The organism is Pseudomonas sp. GL_103, from assembly GCF_057835175.1.
Map to the genome: position 1 here is coordinate 1,014,613 of NZ_CM174420.1, position 16,114 is coordinate 1,030,726.

The 16,114-nt window shown below is 60.6% G+C and carries 16 protein-coding genes; 10 read left to right on the forward strand and 6 right to left on the reverse strand.

From position 1 onward, the window contains the following. Window positions 1-60: 60 nt before the first annotated feature. Both AC3IP0_RS04560 and AC3IP0_RS04565 read right to left on the reverse strand, forming a co-directional pair. The gene (locus AC3IP0_RS04560; RefSeq protein ID WP_414929743.1) at window positions 61-339 is read right to left on the reverse strand and encodes a DUF3077 domain-containing protein; all 279 of its coding nucleotides are present in this window, start codon (window positions 337-339) and stop codon (window positions 61-63) included. Window positions 340-837: 498 nt separating this feature from the next. Continuing rightward, the gene (locus tag AC3IP0_RS04565; RefSeq protein WP_489318416.1) at window positions 838-2,256 is read right to left on the reverse strand and encodes an aminotransferase-like domain-containing protein; all 1,419 of its coding nucleotides are present in this window, start codon (window positions 2,254-2,256) and stop codon (window positions 838-840) included. Window positions 2,257-2,404: 148 nt separating this feature from the next. On the opposite strand from AC3IP0_RS04565, the gene AC3IP0_RS04570 reads away from it, so the two are divergent. From AC3IP0_RS04570 to AC3IP0_RS04615, 10 genes are all read left to right on the forward strand, one after another. Further along, complete coding sequence (locus AC3IP0_RS04570; protein ID WP_489326727.1) at window positions 2,405-3,505, forward strand: MFS transporter; 1,101 nt, start codon at window positions 2,405-2,407, stop codon at window positions 3,503-3,505. Window positions 3,506-3,547: 42 nt separating this feature from the next. Further along, a complete protein-coding gene (locus AC3IP0_RS04575; protein WP_489326728.1) occupies window positions 3,548-4,828 on the forward strand; it encodes an ATP-grasp domain-containing protein in 1,281 nt (426 codons plus the stop codon). Window positions 4,829-4,876: 48 nt separating this feature from the next. Then, window positions 4,877-5,371 (forward strand): RidA family protein, encoded by a 495-nt coding sequence (locus AC3IP0_RS04580; protein WP_489318419.1) that lies wholly within the window; start codon window positions 4,877-4,879, stop codon window positions 5,369-5,371. Between the two features lie 83 nt (window positions 5,372-5,454). Beyond that, on the forward strand, window positions 5,455-5,940 hold the full coding sequence (locus AC3IP0_RS04585; protein ID WP_489326729.1) for a cupin domain-containing protein: 486 nt from the start codon (window positions 5,455-5,457) through the stop codon (window positions 5,938-5,940). Between the two features lie 244 nt (window positions 5,941-6,184). Beyond that, window positions 6,185-6,829: a glutathione transferase gene (gene yfcF / locus AC3IP0_RS04590; protein ID WP_489318421.1), complete on the forward strand. Its 645-nt coding sequence runs from the start codon at window positions 6,185-6,187 to the stop codon at window positions 6,827-6,829. A gap of 32 nt (window positions 6,830-6,861) precedes the next feature. Further along, entirely contained in the window at window positions 6,862-8,202 is a 1,341-nt protein-coding gene (locus tag AC3IP0_RS04595) for a KamA family radical SAM protein (protein WP_489326730.1), read from the forward strand. Between the two features lie 31 nt (window positions 8,203-8,233). Beyond that, entirely contained in the window at window positions 8,234-9,106 is an 873-nt protein-coding gene (locus AC3IP0_RS04600; RefSeq protein WP_489318423.1) for a branched-chain amino acid aminotransferase, read from the forward strand. Between the two features lie 20 nt (window positions 9,107-9,126). Further along, entirely contained in the window at window positions 9,127-9,885 is a 759-nt protein-coding gene (locus AC3IP0_RS04605; RefSeq protein WP_489318424.1) for a TauD/TfdA family dioxygenase, read from the forward strand. Between the two features lie 67 nt (window positions 9,886-9,952). Beyond that, complete coding sequence (locus tag AC3IP0_RS04610) at window positions 9,953-10,912, forward strand: diiron oxygenase (protein WP_489318425.1); 960 nt, start codon at window positions 9,953-9,955, stop codon at window positions 10,910-10,912. 14 nt (window positions 10,913-10,926) lie between these two features. Then, on the forward strand, window positions 10,927-11,727 hold the full coding sequence (locus AC3IP0_RS04615) for an N-acyl homoserine lactonase family protein (RefSeq protein WP_489326732.1): 801 nt from the start codon (window positions 10,927-10,929) through the stop codon (window positions 11,725-11,727). A 115-nt stretch (window positions 11,728-11,842) separates the two neighbouring features. Here the strand turns inward: AC3IP0_RS04615 and AC3IP0_RS04620 are convergent, their stop codons facing one another. From AC3IP0_RS04620 to AC3IP0_RS04635, 4 genes are all read right to left on the reverse strand, one after another. Then, entirely contained in the window at window positions 11,843-13,273 is a 1,431-nt protein-coding gene (locus AC3IP0_RS04620) for an aminotransferase-like domain-containing protein (RefSeq protein ID WP_489318427.1), read from the reverse strand. Window positions 13,274-13,490: 217 nt separating this feature from the next. Beyond that, window positions 13,491-14,195, reverse strand: coding sequence for a hypothetical protein (locus AC3IP0_RS04625; protein ID WP_489326733.1), 705 nt, complete (start codon window positions 14,193-14,195; stop codon window positions 13,491-13,493). A gap of 210 nt (window positions 14,196-14,405) precedes the next feature. After that, entirely contained in the window at window positions 14,406-15,233 is an 828-nt protein-coding gene (locus AC3IP0_RS04630; RefSeq protein WP_489318429.1) for an ABC transporter permease, read from the reverse strand. Window positions 15,234-15,240: 7 nt separating this feature from the next. Then, window positions 15,241-16,113, reverse strand: a complete 873-nt coding sequence (locus AC3IP0_RS04635) for an ABC transporter permease (protein ID WP_489318430.1) — start codon at window positions 16,111-16,113, stop codon at window positions 15,241-15,243. Window position 16,114 lies beyond the last annotated feature (1 nt).

Consider the following 16,114-nt stretch of genomic DNA (forward strand, 5'->3'; position numbering starts at 1 on the left):
GTTGAAACAGCCTGCAGCGCAAAAGCCCCTCCTTTCGAGAGAACGGTGGGGCTTTTTCATTTATGCGCGGTTGTTACATGGTGCATCGAGCACCTTCACCACGTCGTCGATGATTGCCTTGCTCATGTCCTGCAGGAAATGCGAGGCCCAGGCATGCCGATCGCTGTCGCGAACCATGGCTGCGTCTGAGGCGAGCAGTTTGGCGAGGTGGAGCAGGTCGGAGGCGTGGTAGAGGGCTTCGACCACCGGGACACCGGCGTTGATGCGGAACAGTGGTTCGTTAGCGTGGTAGGAGAAGGGGGTGAGGCCGATGGTTTTGAGGTCTTGGGGATTGGTCATTGGGCTTCACCTCCTGTTGGTTGGTAGGTGGTGAATGACGATTGAAGCAGACAGACCAATAGCATTCATGAGTAAAGCTCCCGAATCAAGTTGAGAGCTACCACGTTCGTTATCAGGCGAATGGGTGGCAGCTGTGCGCAGGCTGATAAACCGGAGATACGGGATTCCGGCAGACCCGAAGGTCTCCCACGCACAGCCGCCATTGCACGAATGTGCGGGCATAAAAAAACGCCGGCAATCGTGATTGGTGGCGCTTGTGCGCCCGTATCTTACCCGGGTTATCAGGCCCGGTCGCTGAATTGGCAGCGACCGGGCGAAGTTAGCCGTCAAGGATGAGGTCGGCAATCGTAGCGATCTGGTGGCCGGGGATCTCATTGGACACCACAACCCCTGTGGGAGCGGGCTTGCCCGCGAAGGCGGTGGGTCAGGCAACATTGATGCTGGATGTGACGGCCTCTTCGCGGGCAAGCCCGCTCCCACAGGATTGAGGGCAGTCAGTTATTTAAGTGGTTTATCAAGCAACCGGAAAAAGCGCTCGCGCACCTGCAAGCTGTCACTGTGAGCCACGTTGAAGCGCAGGAACTGGCTGGCATCCGGCCCTTTGCTCAGCAAGGTGCCCGGCGCCAATACCATATTGTTATCCAGACCTTGTCGAGCCAGGTTCTCGGCATGCAAGCCGTCCGGCAACCGTGCCCAGATAAACACGCCTTCTCCCGGCAACGACGACAATGAACATCCGGCTTCCGCTAGCCAACTTGCTACCCGGCTGTTCGATTCATACAACCGATCCACTGTGCGCCGCGCATGCTTGGCATAGCTGCCGTCGTTGAGCATGGTGCAGGTGATTTGCTCCGCCAGCTCCGACGTCACCCCGCCGCAAGCCATTTTCAGGGCGATCATTCGTGCCGCCAATTGTGGCGAGAGCACGGTGTAGCTGACCCGGCTGTTGGCGGTCAGGGTCTTGGAGAAGCCGGAGACATAACTCACGTTGTCCAGCCCGCTGGCGGCCAGGCGCGGGGTGCGGCGTTGCTGGATGTCGCAGTACAGATCGTCTTCGACGATGTGGAAGCCATGGCGGTGGCTCAGTTCCAGCAAGCGGTAGACCTGGGCCGGGGTGAACGAGTGGCCGGTGGGGTTATGCAGCGTGCTGTTGGTCATGTACAGCACGGGTTTGTGGGCGATCAGCAGTTGCTCGAAGGCGTCGAGGTCCATGCCGTCGCAATCCCGGGCGATGGTGATGACTTTGGCCCCGTGCAACGCCAGGTTGGCGTGCATGTTGAAGTAGCAGGGGTCGTCGAGCAGCACGGTGTCGCCGGGTTTGACCAACAGGCGCATCAGCAGGTCGATGGCCTGCATGGTGTTGGCGGTGGTGATGATCTGGTCCACCGGCGCTTCGATGCCGAAGGTCGCCAGTTTGACCCGTAGGGCCTGGCGCAACGGCAAGTAACCGCCGGCCACGCCGTACTCGCCCATGCGCAACGACGTCGCCCGCAAGGTACTGCGCACGGCTTTCTGCAGTTCTTCCGCGGGTAGCCACGAGGTTGGCAGAAAACCGCAGCCGGGGCGCAGCGCGCCGTTGTCCAGCAGCAGTGCGCGACGAATCACGCTGAGGGTGTCCTGGGGTTGCAGGTCCGGGCCGGTGCCGCTTTTCAGCGCCGCTTCGGAGCGATGCACGTAATGCCCGGAGCCCTGGCGAGACACCACCAGCCCCTTGGCCCGCATGCGATCCAGGGCATCGACCACCGTGGACTTGCCCACGTTCATCAAGTCGGAGAGTTCGCGAATCGGCGGCAGCTTGGCGCCGTGGGGCAGGCCACCGGTGCTGATGGCTTGCGTCAGCTGATCGACGATCTGCTGCACCAGCGGCACGCCGGGCTGGAATTCAATGGCGGCAATGACTGCTCGTTGAACCTGCATTTTACTGGTCTCTCCGGCAGTAAAGTTCGTTGGATTCTATACGAACTTGCACTGATCAGGACAAGCCTCTCTCTCTACCATGCCCTTACAGACTTTTCTGAATGTCGGCCTTTGTCGGCGGGCATTCACCCGGTTCCTGAGGTGCTGCATGAGTGTCGAAACAACGGTCGCGGTAGCCAAACCGGTCATTAACCTGCGGTTATTCACGATCCGGATCATCACCGCCGTCTCGCTGTTTGCGGTGCTGGGCAAGGCCAACGTCTGGCTCGACACCGCCACCAACAGCATCCTGGCCCTTGGATATCGCGCCTCGTTGCTGCTGTTGCCCCTGACTTTACTGGTGCTTGGCCGCCGTTCCCTGAGCGTCACGCTGCTGTGTGCCGGCCTTGGCCTGGTGCTGCTGGCGCTGACCAGCCATCAAGGCATGGTGATGTTTGCCGCCGCACTGTTTGCCTACGGCATTGCCATTGCCGGTTACCTGATCAAGAGCGAAGCGGCCCAGACCAAGGAAGGCGCGGCCTACAACCGCGTGGCCATGAACATGGGCAGCCTGGTGGCCGGTTTGATCCTGCTGTCGCCACTGCTCACTCCAACCATGTTTTTTCTCGGTGCGGCTGCGTTCGTATTGCTGTGCCTGCCGATCGCCCTCGGCGCGACCTTCACCACCGAGCCGGTGGTAGCCCGCCCGGCCACTCAGGCCGGCAGCAACTGGGGCAACAAACTGCCCTGGGTGATTGCCGGGATCATCATGGGCATCAAGCTGTTCGGGGTGTTCTCGATCCTGCCACAGGCGATCCTGCTCAATACCGGCGAGCTGCCGGCCTGGTACGGCTTGATGCTGATCCTCAACAGCGCCGTGGTGGTCTTCGCCCAGGTGCCGGTGATGAAGCTGATCGAGCGCACCGGGCGTTTCAAGGTCGTGGCGGTGATCGGGATCATCGTCGGCGGCTTTGCGGTGCTGTCTGCGCCAGCCGCGTTCCACGTCGAAACCCTCGCCGGGGCGCTGGTCTGGGTGGCGCTGCTGTCCATCGCCGAATGCGCCTTCAGCTACCTCGATTACTTCTCGGTCAAGCAGAACAACATGTTCGTCAAGGAAGTGTCCCTGGGGGTGGGGGCCGGTCTGACCGTGTTGATCATGCGGGTGGTACCGGCGCCGTACAACGCGCTGGTGCTGGCCGCCATCGGTGCCGCAGGGATCCTGGCCTGGTATTGGCTCAACCGTAAATCCAATGCGTCGTTGCATGACTGAGTCATCGCCGTTGCGGATTTCACTTTGCAGGTCGGGGGCATTATGAATACGACTTCATGCGTAGTAGTGGTCGGTTACAACGGCAATCGGGTTCACGACATCCAGAAGCTGCGCGAGCTGTGCAAGTCGCTCTACAACGCCAGGCTCATCCTGCTGGTCGAGAAAATTCAGCTCCATGACGACCAGGTGGCCGACCACGTCTGCAGCACTTCACTGGCCGAAGACGATGTGGCGACGTCCCTTGAACTGGTGGTGGGGTGCCTGAATGCCGACAGCTGGAAGCTGATCGGCGTACTGCCGTTCTCCGATCGCGGCGTGCTGCTTGGTGCAGCGCTGGCCAGTCATTTCGGCCTGCCGGGCATAACCCCGGGCGAAGCGCGGGCGGGCCTGGACAAGCAGATTTTCCGCCAGCTCGAAGCGGCGGCCAGCACCGCCCCCGAAGAATACCGGCCGGTGTTTTCCGCGCGGGTCGAAAGCCTGTCGGAACTGCGCCGGCGAGTCGTCGAACTGGGTGGCAAGGCCTTCATCAAACCGGCCTGCGAAGGCGCGAGCCGGGGCTGTCGCGTCATCCATCGCCCTTCGGAATGCGATGACGCCTGGCTCGCCCTGAAGCCTTACCGCGAAGGCGGCATCGTTCTTGAAGAACTGGTGCAGAACGCCCGGGAATACAGTTGGGACTACGTGGCCGGCAGCACCTGGGTGACGGAAAAAACCACCACCGAAGGCGCCTACCGCGCAGAGATCCAGCAAGTCGTACCCGCACCGCTGCCGGCTGAGGTGCAGGCACGTTTGATGGCAGCCGGTCGGCATATGTCGGGCCTGGTGTCCCGGAACAATGGGGCCTGGCACAACGAAGTGTTCCTGCGCAGTGACAACCTGACCTCGGCCGTGGAAACCAACATGCGCCCCGGCGGCATGCACATTTGGGACTTGGCCAAACGTGCCTTCGTCAATTTCGATCCGTGGGAACGCTGGGTGCGCTGGGCGGTGGAAGGCAAGACCCAACAGCATGAGCCAGTGGCCCGCGGTTATTGCGGCATACGCCTGCTCAGGGCGCCGGCCGGCGGCATCCTGCGCGCGACGCCGGACATCGAGGCCCTGGCCCGCGCCCTGCGTATCGACCTGGTGGAGGGGCAGTACGCCAAGCGTGTCGGTGACTCGGTCAGCGCGCAGATCAAGGACAACTTCTCATTCATCGGCCACATCGTGTTGTTCAACGAACACTACGGGCAACTGAGCAACGACCTGTTGCGTCTGGCCGAGGTGATTGAGTCACGCATCGAGGTGACTTGCCTGGCACCGGCCACCCGAGCGGTGTGTTGAACAGGCAAGCACCAACGTTTTTGTATTTCTGATCAAGAGGTTCGATCAATGATCCAGCACATGACCTGCGATGAACGCTTCATCGCCCTGGCCAAAGAGTTTGGTTATGACATCTACGACGAAAACACCGCAGGCGGGCATTACGCACCGCTGATCCGTCACCACGATGAGCTGTACATCAGCGGCCTGGTGCCGCGCATGAACGGCAAGATCCATTACCCCGGCCGCGTCGGGCTGGACCTCACCATGGCCGATGCGCAAGCGGCCGCCAGCATCAGCGCGATGCGTGGGCTGGCGTTGATCGTCGATGCCATTGGCTCGCTGGACAAGATCAAGTCATTGATCCGGGTAACGGTCTATGTGAAGTCCACGGCGGACTTTGTCGATTTGAGCGAAGTGGCCAACGGCGCCTCGGATGTATTCAGTCATGTGCTGGGCGATGCTGGTAAACATACGCGCACCACGGTGGGTGTTTATCAGTTGCCCAAGAACGCCGCGATAGAAGTGGACATGATCGCCGCCTTGCGCCCATCGGTTTTGTAAGTTGTTTCCCGACTTTACAGTGCTGAACCCTTAACTTAAGGTTTAGCGCTAAAGTATGGGGAATAATAAGAAAGGACGTGCGAATGGATAACTTTCAAGGTGCGTTTTTTTCATATAAGGACTTTCGTCAGAGCCTGCACCATCGAACGCCAAGACCCAAGGTATGGAAAGGCACTGAACTGGCGGGTATGCGTCAGACCCTTGAAGCCAGCGACGTTGATATTGTCGCGTTGGCTCACGACAAGAGCATTGAAGGCTGTGAGGTGACGCCTGGCATGGCGATCGCCATGCAATGGCTGAACCCCGGCGTGACGCTCAACGGCCATGCCCATTCCTGGTGGCATCTGTTTGTCATCCAGTGCGGCAGCGGCGTGTTGACCCTCGGCGATGCCGACGGGGTCAACGTCAGTGGCGGCGACGTGTTGCTGGTGCCGGCCTGGACCAGGCACGGCTTCGTCAACACCAGCAGACACGAGCCTCTGGCGATGCTGAACATGAGCAATATGCCGCAAATGGCACTGCTCTCGAACTTCGCCGACAGCCATGGCCTGATCACCACCCAGCCGTAATTTTCCACCGCAACAGCCCAGGGAGCCCACCTTCGTCGGCTCCCTTTTTTTTGTTTTTCTGACCTGCCCCGGTAACGCCTTTTGCAGCGTTATTGCCGGGGTTTTGGCTGCGTGTCTGTCGGTGGAAAACAACTTTCTGTATCGATTGAAACGGGCAAATTCTGTATCTATCCAGCCTGGGTTCAACTAACTACGATCACTTCCAATGCACGTTGATCCCTGCAGTCAGTGAATGGAGTGTTCTATGGAAAACAGGAAGCTAAAACTGTATGTCGGCGCTGATCATGTCAGCGCTTTTGCGATGTCGGCTTTTGTGGCGCTCAAGGAAAAGCAACTTTCATTTGAACTTGTTACTGTTGAGCTAAAAGCACGAGAAAACTACCTGGCGAGTTATCGCGATCTTTCGCTGACCTGCAAAATTCCAACGTTAGTTCACGACGATTTTGCCTTGTCGGAGTCATCGGCGATTGCCGAATACCTCGATGAACTCTCCCCGGGGCATAAAAAACTCTATCCGCAGGACCTCCAGCAGCGCGCCCGTGCCCGTCAATTGCAGGCCTGGTTGCGCAGTGACTTGTTGGTGGTGCGCAAGGAGCGCCCGTTTGACCTGGTGTATTTCGGCAAGAAAAACACCGCGCTGTCCGACGAGGCCCAAGCCGCCGTCGAGCGCCTGTTCTTCGTCGCCGGGCATCTGCTGGAAGAGGGCGCCGAGCATCTGTTCGGCGACTGGAGCATTGCCGACACCGACCTGGCAATCATGCTCAACCGACTGGTTGCCAATGGCGATCCGGTACCGGCGCGGCTTGCGGCGTATGTGCGCCGCCAGTGGGATCGCGACAGCGTCCGGGCGTGGATGGACATAGAGCGCAAAGCGCCGGCCATCGCGTAACAACACTCAGGGCAATCACCAGGAGCGCGGCCATGCAAGGACTGTCGGAGCACGAACGCTACAAACCCTATAACTCACGCACCATCCGCGACACACCTTACTGGCACAAGCTGACGCCGGCGTTGCAGGAGGCCATGACCGTGGTAGCCCGGGTCATGCCGTTTCGCACCAACGAATACGTGCTGGGCACGCTGATCGACTGGAACAACATTCCGGACGATCCGGTTTTCCGCATGACCTTTCCCCACAAGGACATGTTGCTGGCGGAGGAATATGCCTCGCTCAAACAACTGATCGAGCTGGATGACAGCGCAGCGATCAAGCGTCGGATCGAGGCGATCTGGCGGCGCATGAATCCGCATCCGGCCGGGCAGTTGACCCACAACGGAGTCACCCTCAACGGCAAAGTCCTGCCGGGCATCCAGCACAAGTATCGCGAGACCGTGCTGTTTTTCCCCGGTGCCGGTCAGACTTGTCACGCGTACTGCACCTTCTGTTTCCGCTGGGCGCAGTTCATCGGCGAGGAAGAACTCAAGTTCAACGCTCGCGAGTCCCAGGAGCTGGTCAGTTACCTGAGGGTGCACAGCGAAGTGACCGACGTGCTGATTACCGGCGGCGACCCGATGATCATGAACACCCGCTCCCTGGCCGGTTACATCGAGCCGTTGCTGGCGTTGCCACACCTGAAGAACATCCGCATCGGCACCAAGTCCGTGGCGTACTGGCCACAGCGTTTTGTCAGCGACAAGGATGCGCCTGAGCTGCTGGAACTGTTCCGACGCATCGTCGCGGCGGGGAAAAACCTGTCGATCATGGGCCACTACAACCACCCGGTGGAGATCCGCCAGGCCATCGCCCGCCAGGCCATCGAGCGCATTCGTTCGACGGGCGCGACGGTGCGCATGCAGGCGCCGGTGATCCGCCACATCAACGAAAACCCCGCCGATTGGGCCGCGCTGTGGACCGAAGGCGTGCGGCTCGGGGCCGTGCCTTATTACATGTTCGTCGAACGCGATACCGGCCCCAGCCACTACTTCGCAATGCCGCTGGCTAGGGCCTTCGAGATCTTCCAGGCGGCGTACCGCACTGTGTCGGGGCTGGCGCGCACGGTGCGCGGGCCGTCCATGAGCACCTTCTACGGCAAGGTGTTGATCAACGGCATCGAGACCGTCGCCGGGGAAAAGGTTTTCGTCTTGCAGTTTCTCCAGGCACGCAATCCGCAATGGGTGTTGCGCACGTTCTACGCGCGCTTCGATCCACAGGTGACCTGGTTCGACGACCTGCAACCGGCCTTCGGCGAGCGTGCGTTCTTCTTTCAGACCGAGCTCAGCGCTGTGCCGGAATTGATACCCGTGTTGCTGGAAACGGCGTAGGAAAATTCATGAACAATGGGGAGATATGGATATGAGCAGTATCCCGTTTGATCAACGCGAGGGCGTTATCTGGCTCGACGGCGAGTTCGTCGAGTGGTCCCGGGCGCAGTTGCATGTGCTGACCCATGGCCTGCATTACGCGAGCACCGTGTACGAAGGCGAGCGGGTCTACAACGGCAGGATCTTCAAGCTGCGCGAACACAGCGAGCGCTTGTATCGCTCGGCGCAACTGATGGACTTTGCCATCCCCTATGAACTGGCTGAACTGGAGGCGGCCAGCCACGAATTGCTGCAACGCAACCAGGTCGTCGACGGCTATCTGCGCCCGGTGGCCTGGCGCGGCAGCGAGATGATTTCCACCTCGGCGCGTTTCAACCGTGTGCACGTGGCTATCGCGTGCTGGCAGTGGCCGAGCTATTTCGACCCGGCGGCACGCATGGCCGGCATCCGCTTGAAAACCGCGACCTGGCGTCGCCCGCCACCGAGCAGCAGCCCGTTCGAAGCCAAGGCCTCCGGGCATTACCAGATCGCCACGCTGAGCAAGCACGACGCCGAGAACACGGGTTACCACGATGCGCTGATGCTCGACTGGCGCGGCCACGTGGCCGAAGCCACCAGCGCCAATGTGTTCTTCGTCAAAGGCCGGACGCTGCACACCCCGGTGCCGGATTGTTTCCTCAACGGCATCACCCGCCAGACCGTGATCGAACTGGCCAAGGCGCTGGATTACCAGGTGGTCGAACGCACGATTTTGCCTACAGAGCTTGGCGACTTCGACGAGTGTTTTCTCACCGGCACCGCTGCCGAAATCACCCCGGTACAGAGCATCGACGAGCAGCACTATCGACCGGGTGACGCCTGCCGCGACTTCATCGCCGCTTACACCTCAATCGTAAACGCCTGATCACCGCCAGGAATCTCACCATGTCAGACCAAGGGATTGTTACGTCTCAACCTTGCATTTCGCTCGGCCATCGTCACGAAGAACTGTCGACGTTGGGCTGGACGGTGCTGACCCCCGATGAATTTGCCGATGATGTCGTAGGCACCTTGTGCGAATTCGGCCCGATCATTCCGCAATTCAACGGCCAGATGGCCTTTCCCATTACCCGCAAGCCGGGTTACGAAGACTTGCCGTATTCCCAGAGCATGAACGGCATCGGCCCGCATACTGAAGCGCCGGTGTACGGGCCGCCGCCGCGCTACCTGGCGTTGCATTGCCATAAACAGGCCACGTGCGGTGGCGGGCACACCGGTTTGGTGGACGGTTACGAATTTCTCAAGTCCCTCGAACACAGCGAACCGCAACTGCGTGAATGGCTGGATGACACGCCGGTAGAATTTGTCGCCACCGCCAAACCCGGTGAGCCGGGACAGCGGCGGGTCAAGGAGTACATCCTCACGCCTACGGAGGACGGGGATATTTTCCGCTTCAGCTACAACCAGTTTCACTACGGCGACGTGAACCCGTCCAAAGAAGCGTTGCAGCAATCACTGGTGACCAACAGCACCTCGCCGCTGGCCAGGTTTGCCGTGCTCGGCGAAGCGTACTTCGTCGAGCACAACGTTCCGGTGCTGATTCCCGACGGATGCCTGCTGATTTGGGATAACTGGCGAATGATCCACGCCCGCAGTCGTTACACTGACCCGGCGCGCAACCTGACCCGCTATTGGCTGGCCTGATTTTTCCGGCGCCCTTCATTCTTTTGGCGTACCCCTTGGCGGGTACGCGCCTTACAGGTATCGCGTCATGCAGACAGCAATCGAGATCGCCCAGGTCGATCATCAACTGATCGTGCGGCTCAACCAGGCCTGGACCAAGCGCGCCACGGTGTGTTCGCCGGACAGGGGCCAGGTCGAAGAAGTGTTCGACCCGGCGCGCCCGGACTACCCGGAGTGCATGGTGCCGTTCTTCCACCATCCGAAATTCCAGGCCTTGAGCGACGAGCTCAAGAGCAGCGTGGTGACCTGGGGCTGGATCGGCTACAACCTGCGCACCGTCACCGCCGAGGAACATGTGGTCAATCCGGCGCTGAGCGTCATCGCCAATCAGTACCTGGGCAAGGATGACTGGCACTTTCGCGAGGCCATGCAACAGACCCTGATCGACGAGCACTACCACACGCTGATGCACCTGCGCGCCATCGAGCGGACCAAGTTGGACCGGGCGCTGGATCAGGACCTGGACTTGCCACCCTCCGTCACTTACCTGCGCCTCAAAGCCCAGCGTGAAGCGCTGCCCGAGCAATGGCAGCGGGATTTGGCGGCGATCACTTTTGCGGTGGTGGCCGAGATCAGCGTCAACGCTTATCTGGACTTGCTGGCGGACGACCAGACCATCCAGCCGCAGAACCGCCGGGTGGCCGAGCTGCACAACCGTGACGAGTACGCCCACAGCAAGGTGCTGGCCGAAGTGTCCAAGGTCATGTACGCGAACATGCAGCCCATCCAGCGGGAATTTTTCGCACGCAACCTGTCGGTGGCGCTGAGTGCTTTTATCGCTCAGGACTACTCGATGTGGGAGGCGATTCTGACGCAGCTCGGGGTCGAGGACGCGGCGCTGATCATTGCCGACACCCGCGAGAGCAACAAGAACGCGACCATCATGCGCGACTACAGCGGTCTGCATAAGCTGGCTCAGGACCTGGGCATCAGCGACCAGATCGATTTCGATTTCCGTCCGACCCTCAAAACCACGGCGGTCGCCTGAACCCGGAGGTGTCCATGTCTGCTCCTGTGTACGAAGTGTTCGCCATCCGTGTCGGCGCAAATGCCCAGCGCACCGCCAGGGAGAACTTTCTCTACGACGCCTGCTGCGGTGATCCGAATGCGCCGATGCCGCTGGACTACTACTTCTGGGTCATCCGTAACGAGCAACAGGTGATCGTGGTCGACACCTGTTTCCAACCGGCTACGGCGGACCGGCGCAATCGCCAGATGTACCGCCTGCCGGAAGAATCCCTGCGGCAACTGGACATCGATCCGGCGCAGATCGAGCACCTGATCCTGACCCATTTGCACTGGGATCATGCCGGCAACCTCGGGCTGTTCCCCAAGGCCACCGTGCATTTGCAGGAAGCGGAGCTGCGTTTCTGCACCGGGCCGAAAATGGCCCATCGCACTGTGAACAAAACCTACGAGGTCGAGGACGTGATGTCGGCGCTGCCGCCGCTGTTCGAAGGGCGGATGCGTTTGCTCAACGGTGTTGTCGAGGTCGTTCCCGGCGTGACCCTGCACCCGGTGGGCGGGCATACGCCGGGCAGCCAGGTGGTGCGGGTGAATACCGGACGCGGATGGATTGTGCTGGCCTCGGATGCCGCGCATTTGTGGGTCAACATTCGTGAGCGCAGTCCGTTTCCGATTCTCGATGACCTGGCGCAAACCCTCGAAGCCTTCACCGAGATCGACCGCCTGGCCGACAGCGAAGACCACATTATCCCCGGCCACGACCCGCTGATCGCCGAGCGCTTCCCGCATTGGAATGACGACCCGCATATCATTTGCCTGCACCAGAATCCGCTTTGAAAATCACCCCCAAAACCTGTGGGAGCGGGCTTGCTCGCGAAAGCGTCAGTACATTCAAAACTGACGTGTCTGATACACCGCTATCGCGAGCAAGCTCGCTCCCACAGGATCGCGGTTAACCCTGATGTTGGAGCAGGCGGCCCAAGGTCTGCACGGCCTCATCAATGCGCGGCGAATACGGCGCGCCACAGCCAATGCGCACAAAGTGATCGAAACGCCTGGCATTGGAAAAGATATCCCCAGGTGAAATCTGGATGCCGGCCTTCAACGCGTCGTGAAAAAACGCCATCGATGAATTCCGGCGAGGTAGTTCCACCCATAACAGCGTGCCGCCCTGGGGATTGGTCACGTGGGTGCCGAGGGGGAAGTAGCGAATAATCGCCTCGCTCATCTGTTGACGTTGTTGGGTCAGGGTTTTCCTCAACCGCCGCAGGTATCGCTCGTAGGATGGTGTACGCATGAATTCGCTGGCCGCCAATTGCGATAACGCCTCGCACCCCCGCGACTGCGCATGTTTGAGCATCTCCACGCGGTCGTGCCATTTGCCGGCGCTGATCCAGCCCAGGCGCATGCCCGGTGCCAGGGTTTTGTTCAGCGAGGCGCAATAGATCACGTTGTCGGTGCTATCCCAATGTTTGAGCGTGGACAGCGGCTGCTCGGTGTCCACCAGGTCGCCGTAGGTGTCGTCCTCGATCAGCACGCTGTTGTGCTCGGCGCACAGTTTCACCAGCCGTGCCTTGTTGGCGTCGGGCATGATGCTGCCCAGCGGGTTTTGCAGGTTGGGAATGACAATCAACGCCTTGATCCGTTCGGGGCCTTGCAGCAGCCGTTGCAGGGCCTGCAGATTGAGCCCGGTGTGGGCCGAGGCCGGGACTTCCAGCACGCGCAGGTTCAGGCTTTCGAGAATTTGCAGCAGACCGTAGAACGTCGGCGACTCCACGGCCACGGTGTCGCCGGGGCGGGTGACCGCGCGCAAGGCCAGGTTGATTGCTTCGGTGGCGCCGTTGGTGATCACGATCCGCTCGGGGGCCAGGTGGGTCTTGCTGGCCAGTGCCCGTCGGGCCAGGATGTTGCGCAATGCGCTGTTGCCGCAGGCGCCGCCCGCGGTGCCGAACAGGCGGGCGTCGTAGCGCAGCGCCTTGATCATGTTGTCTTGCAAGGTCTTCAGTGGGTAAAGCTCCGGCGCGCAGTAGGCGCTGGCGAAGTTGACCTTGATCGTCGCGCGCTGGCTGGCCTTGAGCACCGCGCAGACCTGTTCATGAATGCCGACATACGCGCGGGTATCCAGCGCTGGCGCCAGGGCAATCGGGGCGGGCCTGGGCAGGGTGTCGGGCTGGCGAATGTAGTTGCCGGAGCGCGGCCGGGCTTCCAGCACACCGCAGTCTTCCAGTTCCCGGCACACCTGCACGGCGGTCGACAGGCTGACGGCGTGTTTTTCCATCATCAACCGGATCGAGGGCAGGCGTTCTCCGGTTTTCAGGGTGCCGCTGCGGATAGCGTCCAGGTAGTGGTTGGCCAACTGGCGATACAAGGGGGGCGTGTTCATGATGACCTCGGCAGTTGCACCACTGAGGTCTGGGCTGGAAAGTGAGTTGACGCTCCCCGCAGGCGGACCCGTGGTGCTCATGGGTGAAGGGAAGTGGTGTTCTGCGTCGATACTGGAAGAGTAATCGTGGTTTTGCCCGAATCACGGGCAATAAAAAGCCCCGCACTGATGGCGGGGCTTTTTAGTCAGTCGCTGAAGACCTTGTGGCGAGGGGGCTTTACTGTGCGACGATGGAATAACCGTCGAACGCGGTCTGCTGCTGCAGGGCGGTGATGATGTTCTTGCGGTTGACCGCTTGCTCGGCGCCGCTGTTGTCCAGGAACGTCTCGCTTTCCAGTTCCGCTTCCTCGCCTTCGCCAACGAAAGTGAAACCGAGGAACTCCAGGGCTTCACGGTCGACGTTCAGGCGCGAGCGCGGGGTGCGCAACGGCAAGGTGACGCTCATGCCGTCCTTGCTGATGGTGAACACTTCGACTTCTTTCTTGGCCTTGGCGGCTTTGCTCTTGCCGCCACTCGGGTTGCTGATGGCCTGGTGGGTCTGGTTCAGCACCTTCAGGGCCAGGCCGTAGACGATTTCCTGGAACGCCGGATCGTCCTTGAAGCTGGACAGGATGCGGCTGATCGGGAATTTGCTGCTCAGGTCTTCGAGGGCGGCGATGTCGGCGGCCTCGGCGTCCTTGAGTTGCTTGAGCTGGCCCATCAGTTCGTAGGCTTTATCGTCGTCGAAGCTGTCGTGGGCCTGACGGATCGCGGCACGCAGTTCGCGGATCTGGTCGCTTTCGCGGGTGGACTGGAAAGCGTCCAGCACCATCTCGCTGATGGTCTTGGCCTGGGACACGTGTTGTGAAAGATTGATGGAGTTTTCGTATTCCGCTTTGGACGACAAGGTGACTACGGTTTCAGCGGTATTGGAATCGGACATTGAAATTTCACTACTTTTTTAGCTTGAATTGGGGCGAGAAAGCCCGGGGGCTTTTTCAGGTCGCCTAATCTATTGGACCGGGGCGGCGTTGTCACGACCCAATAGACGAAGCCCCTGTAGGAGCTGCCGCAGGCTGCGATCTTTTGATCTTGATTTTTTAATATCAAAAGATCGCAGCCTGCGGCAGCTCCTACAGGGGCGCGTATTCAATCAAGGAAGCAGGAGTTTCTGCGCCCGCTTATCCGCCAGATGCTGAACCACCAGCCGGCCGATCAGCACCAGCAGGGTCAGGCTGATCAGCAACACCGAAATCGCCGCGACGCTCGGGTCGACGTTATCGCGCAGGCCGCTCCAGATGCGTTTGGGCAGGGTGTCGACGTTGACGCTGGTGATGAACAACGTCACCGCCACCTCTTCCCAGGACAAGGCGAAACCCAGCAGTGCGGTGGAGGCCAGGCCCAGTTTCAGGTTTGGCAAAATCACCATGAACGTGGTCTGCATCAGGCTGGCGCCGAGGTTGCGCGAGGCCAGTTCAATGCGCCGGTCAATCTGGCTGAGGGCAACCAGCATGGTCACCACGCCGTACGGCACCACCATGATCACGTGGGCAATCACCACGCCGGTCAGGGTGTCGTAGCCCATGCCCGGTGCGAAGCGGCCGAGCTTGGTCTCCATGAAGTACAGCACCAGCGCGGAAATCACCGGCGGAATCGCCATCGGCAACAGCACCAGGCCCATCAGCGCCGTGGCCCATTTGGAGCGCATGTACCAGATGCCGAGGCTGAAACTCGCTGCCAGCAACGTGGCGATAATGCTGGTGGCAAACGCGATGGTCAGGCTCTGGCTGATGGCGTGGAACCAGTCCGGGTTGCTCACCAGGGCCTCGTAGTGGCGCAGCGACCAGTTGCCTTCGGGCATCGACAGGAAGCGTTTGCTGGTGAACGACACCGGAATGACCGTCAGCAGCGGGAACAGCATGAAGGCCATGGCGACCACGGCCAGCAGCCGGGTACTCAGGCTTGTGCGATGGGTATTCATAGTGATCTCAGCCTGCCAGTCGGTTCACGCGGGTCATTTTCAACAGCACCCAGATCAGCGCGCTGACCAGGGCCAGCAACACCACGCTGAGCGCAGCCCCCAGGCCCCAGTTGCTGGTCTGGAACATTTGCAGGAACACATATTCGGCGATCATTACTGTTTGCCCGCCACCCAACAGCACCGGGGTGATGAAGAAGCCCAGGCAGAACACGAAGACCATGATGAACGCACCCAGAATGCCCGGCAGGGTCTGCGGCAGCAGCACTTGCCAGAAGGTGCGCAAGGCACCGGCACCCAGGCCCCGGGAGGCCATGAGCACACGCTGGTCCAGTTGACGCATGGTCGACAGCAGCGGGAATACCGCATAAGGAATCATCACGTGGAGCATGCCGATGACCACGCCGATTTCATTGCGGCTCAGTTGCAGCGGCTGATCGATCAGCCCCATGCCCATCAGCCCGTTGTTGAGCACGCCGTTGCTGCGCAGGGCGATCAGCCAGCCGAAGGCCCGCACCAGCACGGAAATCCAGAACGGGATGAAGATGCAGATCTCCACCACCCGCTGCCAGAACGGCGGGCTGAACACCCAGCAGTACGCCAGCAGATAACCGATCATCAGGGCCAGGCCACTGACGGTCAGGCACAGGCGCAAGGTGCGCCAGAGCATTTCGTGGATCGCCGGGTCCGTGGCGATGCGCTGGTACTGCTCGATGCCCGGTGTCGGCAGCGAGAAGCTCCAGCCGACCACGCCGAGAAACGGCAGCACGTAGAAGACCAGCAGCAACACCGGCAGCGGAAACAGCAGCAGGCCGCGCTCCAGGCCCGGCGAACTGAACCGGGGCTTGGGGTGGGTCAGGGTTGAGGCCAGGGTGGTAGTCATG

Coding starts and splice junctions, on each gene's coding strand:
- AC3IP0_RS04560 (WP_414929743.1), bottom strand. CDS start 339: ATGACCAATCCCCAAGACCTCAAAACCATCGGCCTCACCCCCTTCTCC.
- AC3IP0_RS04565 (WP_489318416.1), bottom strand. CDS start 2,256: ATGCAGGTTCAACGAGCAGTCATTGCCGCCATTGAATTCCAGCCCGGC.
- AC3IP0_RS04570 (WP_489326727.1), top strand. CDS start 2,405: ATGAGTGTCGAAACAACGGTCGCGGTAGCCAAACCGGTCATTAACCTG.
- AC3IP0_RS04575 (WP_489326728.1), top strand. CDS start 3,548: ATGAATACGACTTCATGCGTAGTAGTGGTCGGTTACAACGGCAATCGG.
- AC3IP0_RS04580 (WP_489318419.1), top strand. CDS start 4,877: ATGATCCAGCACATGACCTGCGATGAACGCTTCATCGCCCTGGCCAAA.
- AC3IP0_RS04585 (WP_489326729.1), top strand. CDS start 5,455: ATGGATAACTTTCAAGGTGCGTTTTTTTCATATAAGGACTTTCGTCAG.
- yfcF (WP_489318421.1), top strand. CDS start 6,185: ATGGAAAACAGGAAGCTAAAACTGTATGTCGGCGCTGATCATGTCAGC.
- AC3IP0_RS04595 (WP_489326730.1), top strand. CDS start 6,862: ATGCAAGGACTGTCGGAGCACGAACGCTACAAACCCTATAACTCACGC.
- AC3IP0_RS04600 (WP_489318423.1), top strand. CDS start 8,234: ATGAGCAGTATCCCGTTTGATCAACGCGAGGGCGTTATCTGGCTCGAC.
- AC3IP0_RS04605 (WP_489318424.1), top strand. CDS start 9,127: ATGTCAGACCAAGGGATTGTTACGTCTCAACCTTGCATTTCGCTCGGC.
- AC3IP0_RS04610 (WP_489318425.1), top strand. CDS start 9,953: ATGCAGACAGCAATCGAGATCGCCCAGGTCGATCATCAACTGATCGTG.
- AC3IP0_RS04615 (WP_489326732.1), top strand. CDS start 10,927: ATGTCTGCTCCTGTGTACGAAGTGTTCGCCATCCGTGTCGGCGCAAAT.
- AC3IP0_RS04620 (WP_489318427.1), bottom strand. CDS start 13,273: ATGAACACGCCCCCCTTGTATCGCCAGTTGGCCAACCACTACCTGGAC.
- AC3IP0_RS04625 (WP_489326733.1), bottom strand. CDS start 14,195: ATGTCCGATTCCAATACCGCTGAAACCGTAGTCACCTTGTCGTCCAAA.
- AC3IP0_RS04630 (WP_489318429.1), bottom strand. CDS start 15,233: ATGAATACCCATCGCACAAGCCTGAGTACCCGGCTGCTGGCCGTGGTC.
- AC3IP0_RS04635 (WP_489318430.1), bottom strand. CDS start 16,113: ATGACTACCACCCTGGCCTCAACCCTGACCCACCCCAAGCCCCGGTTC.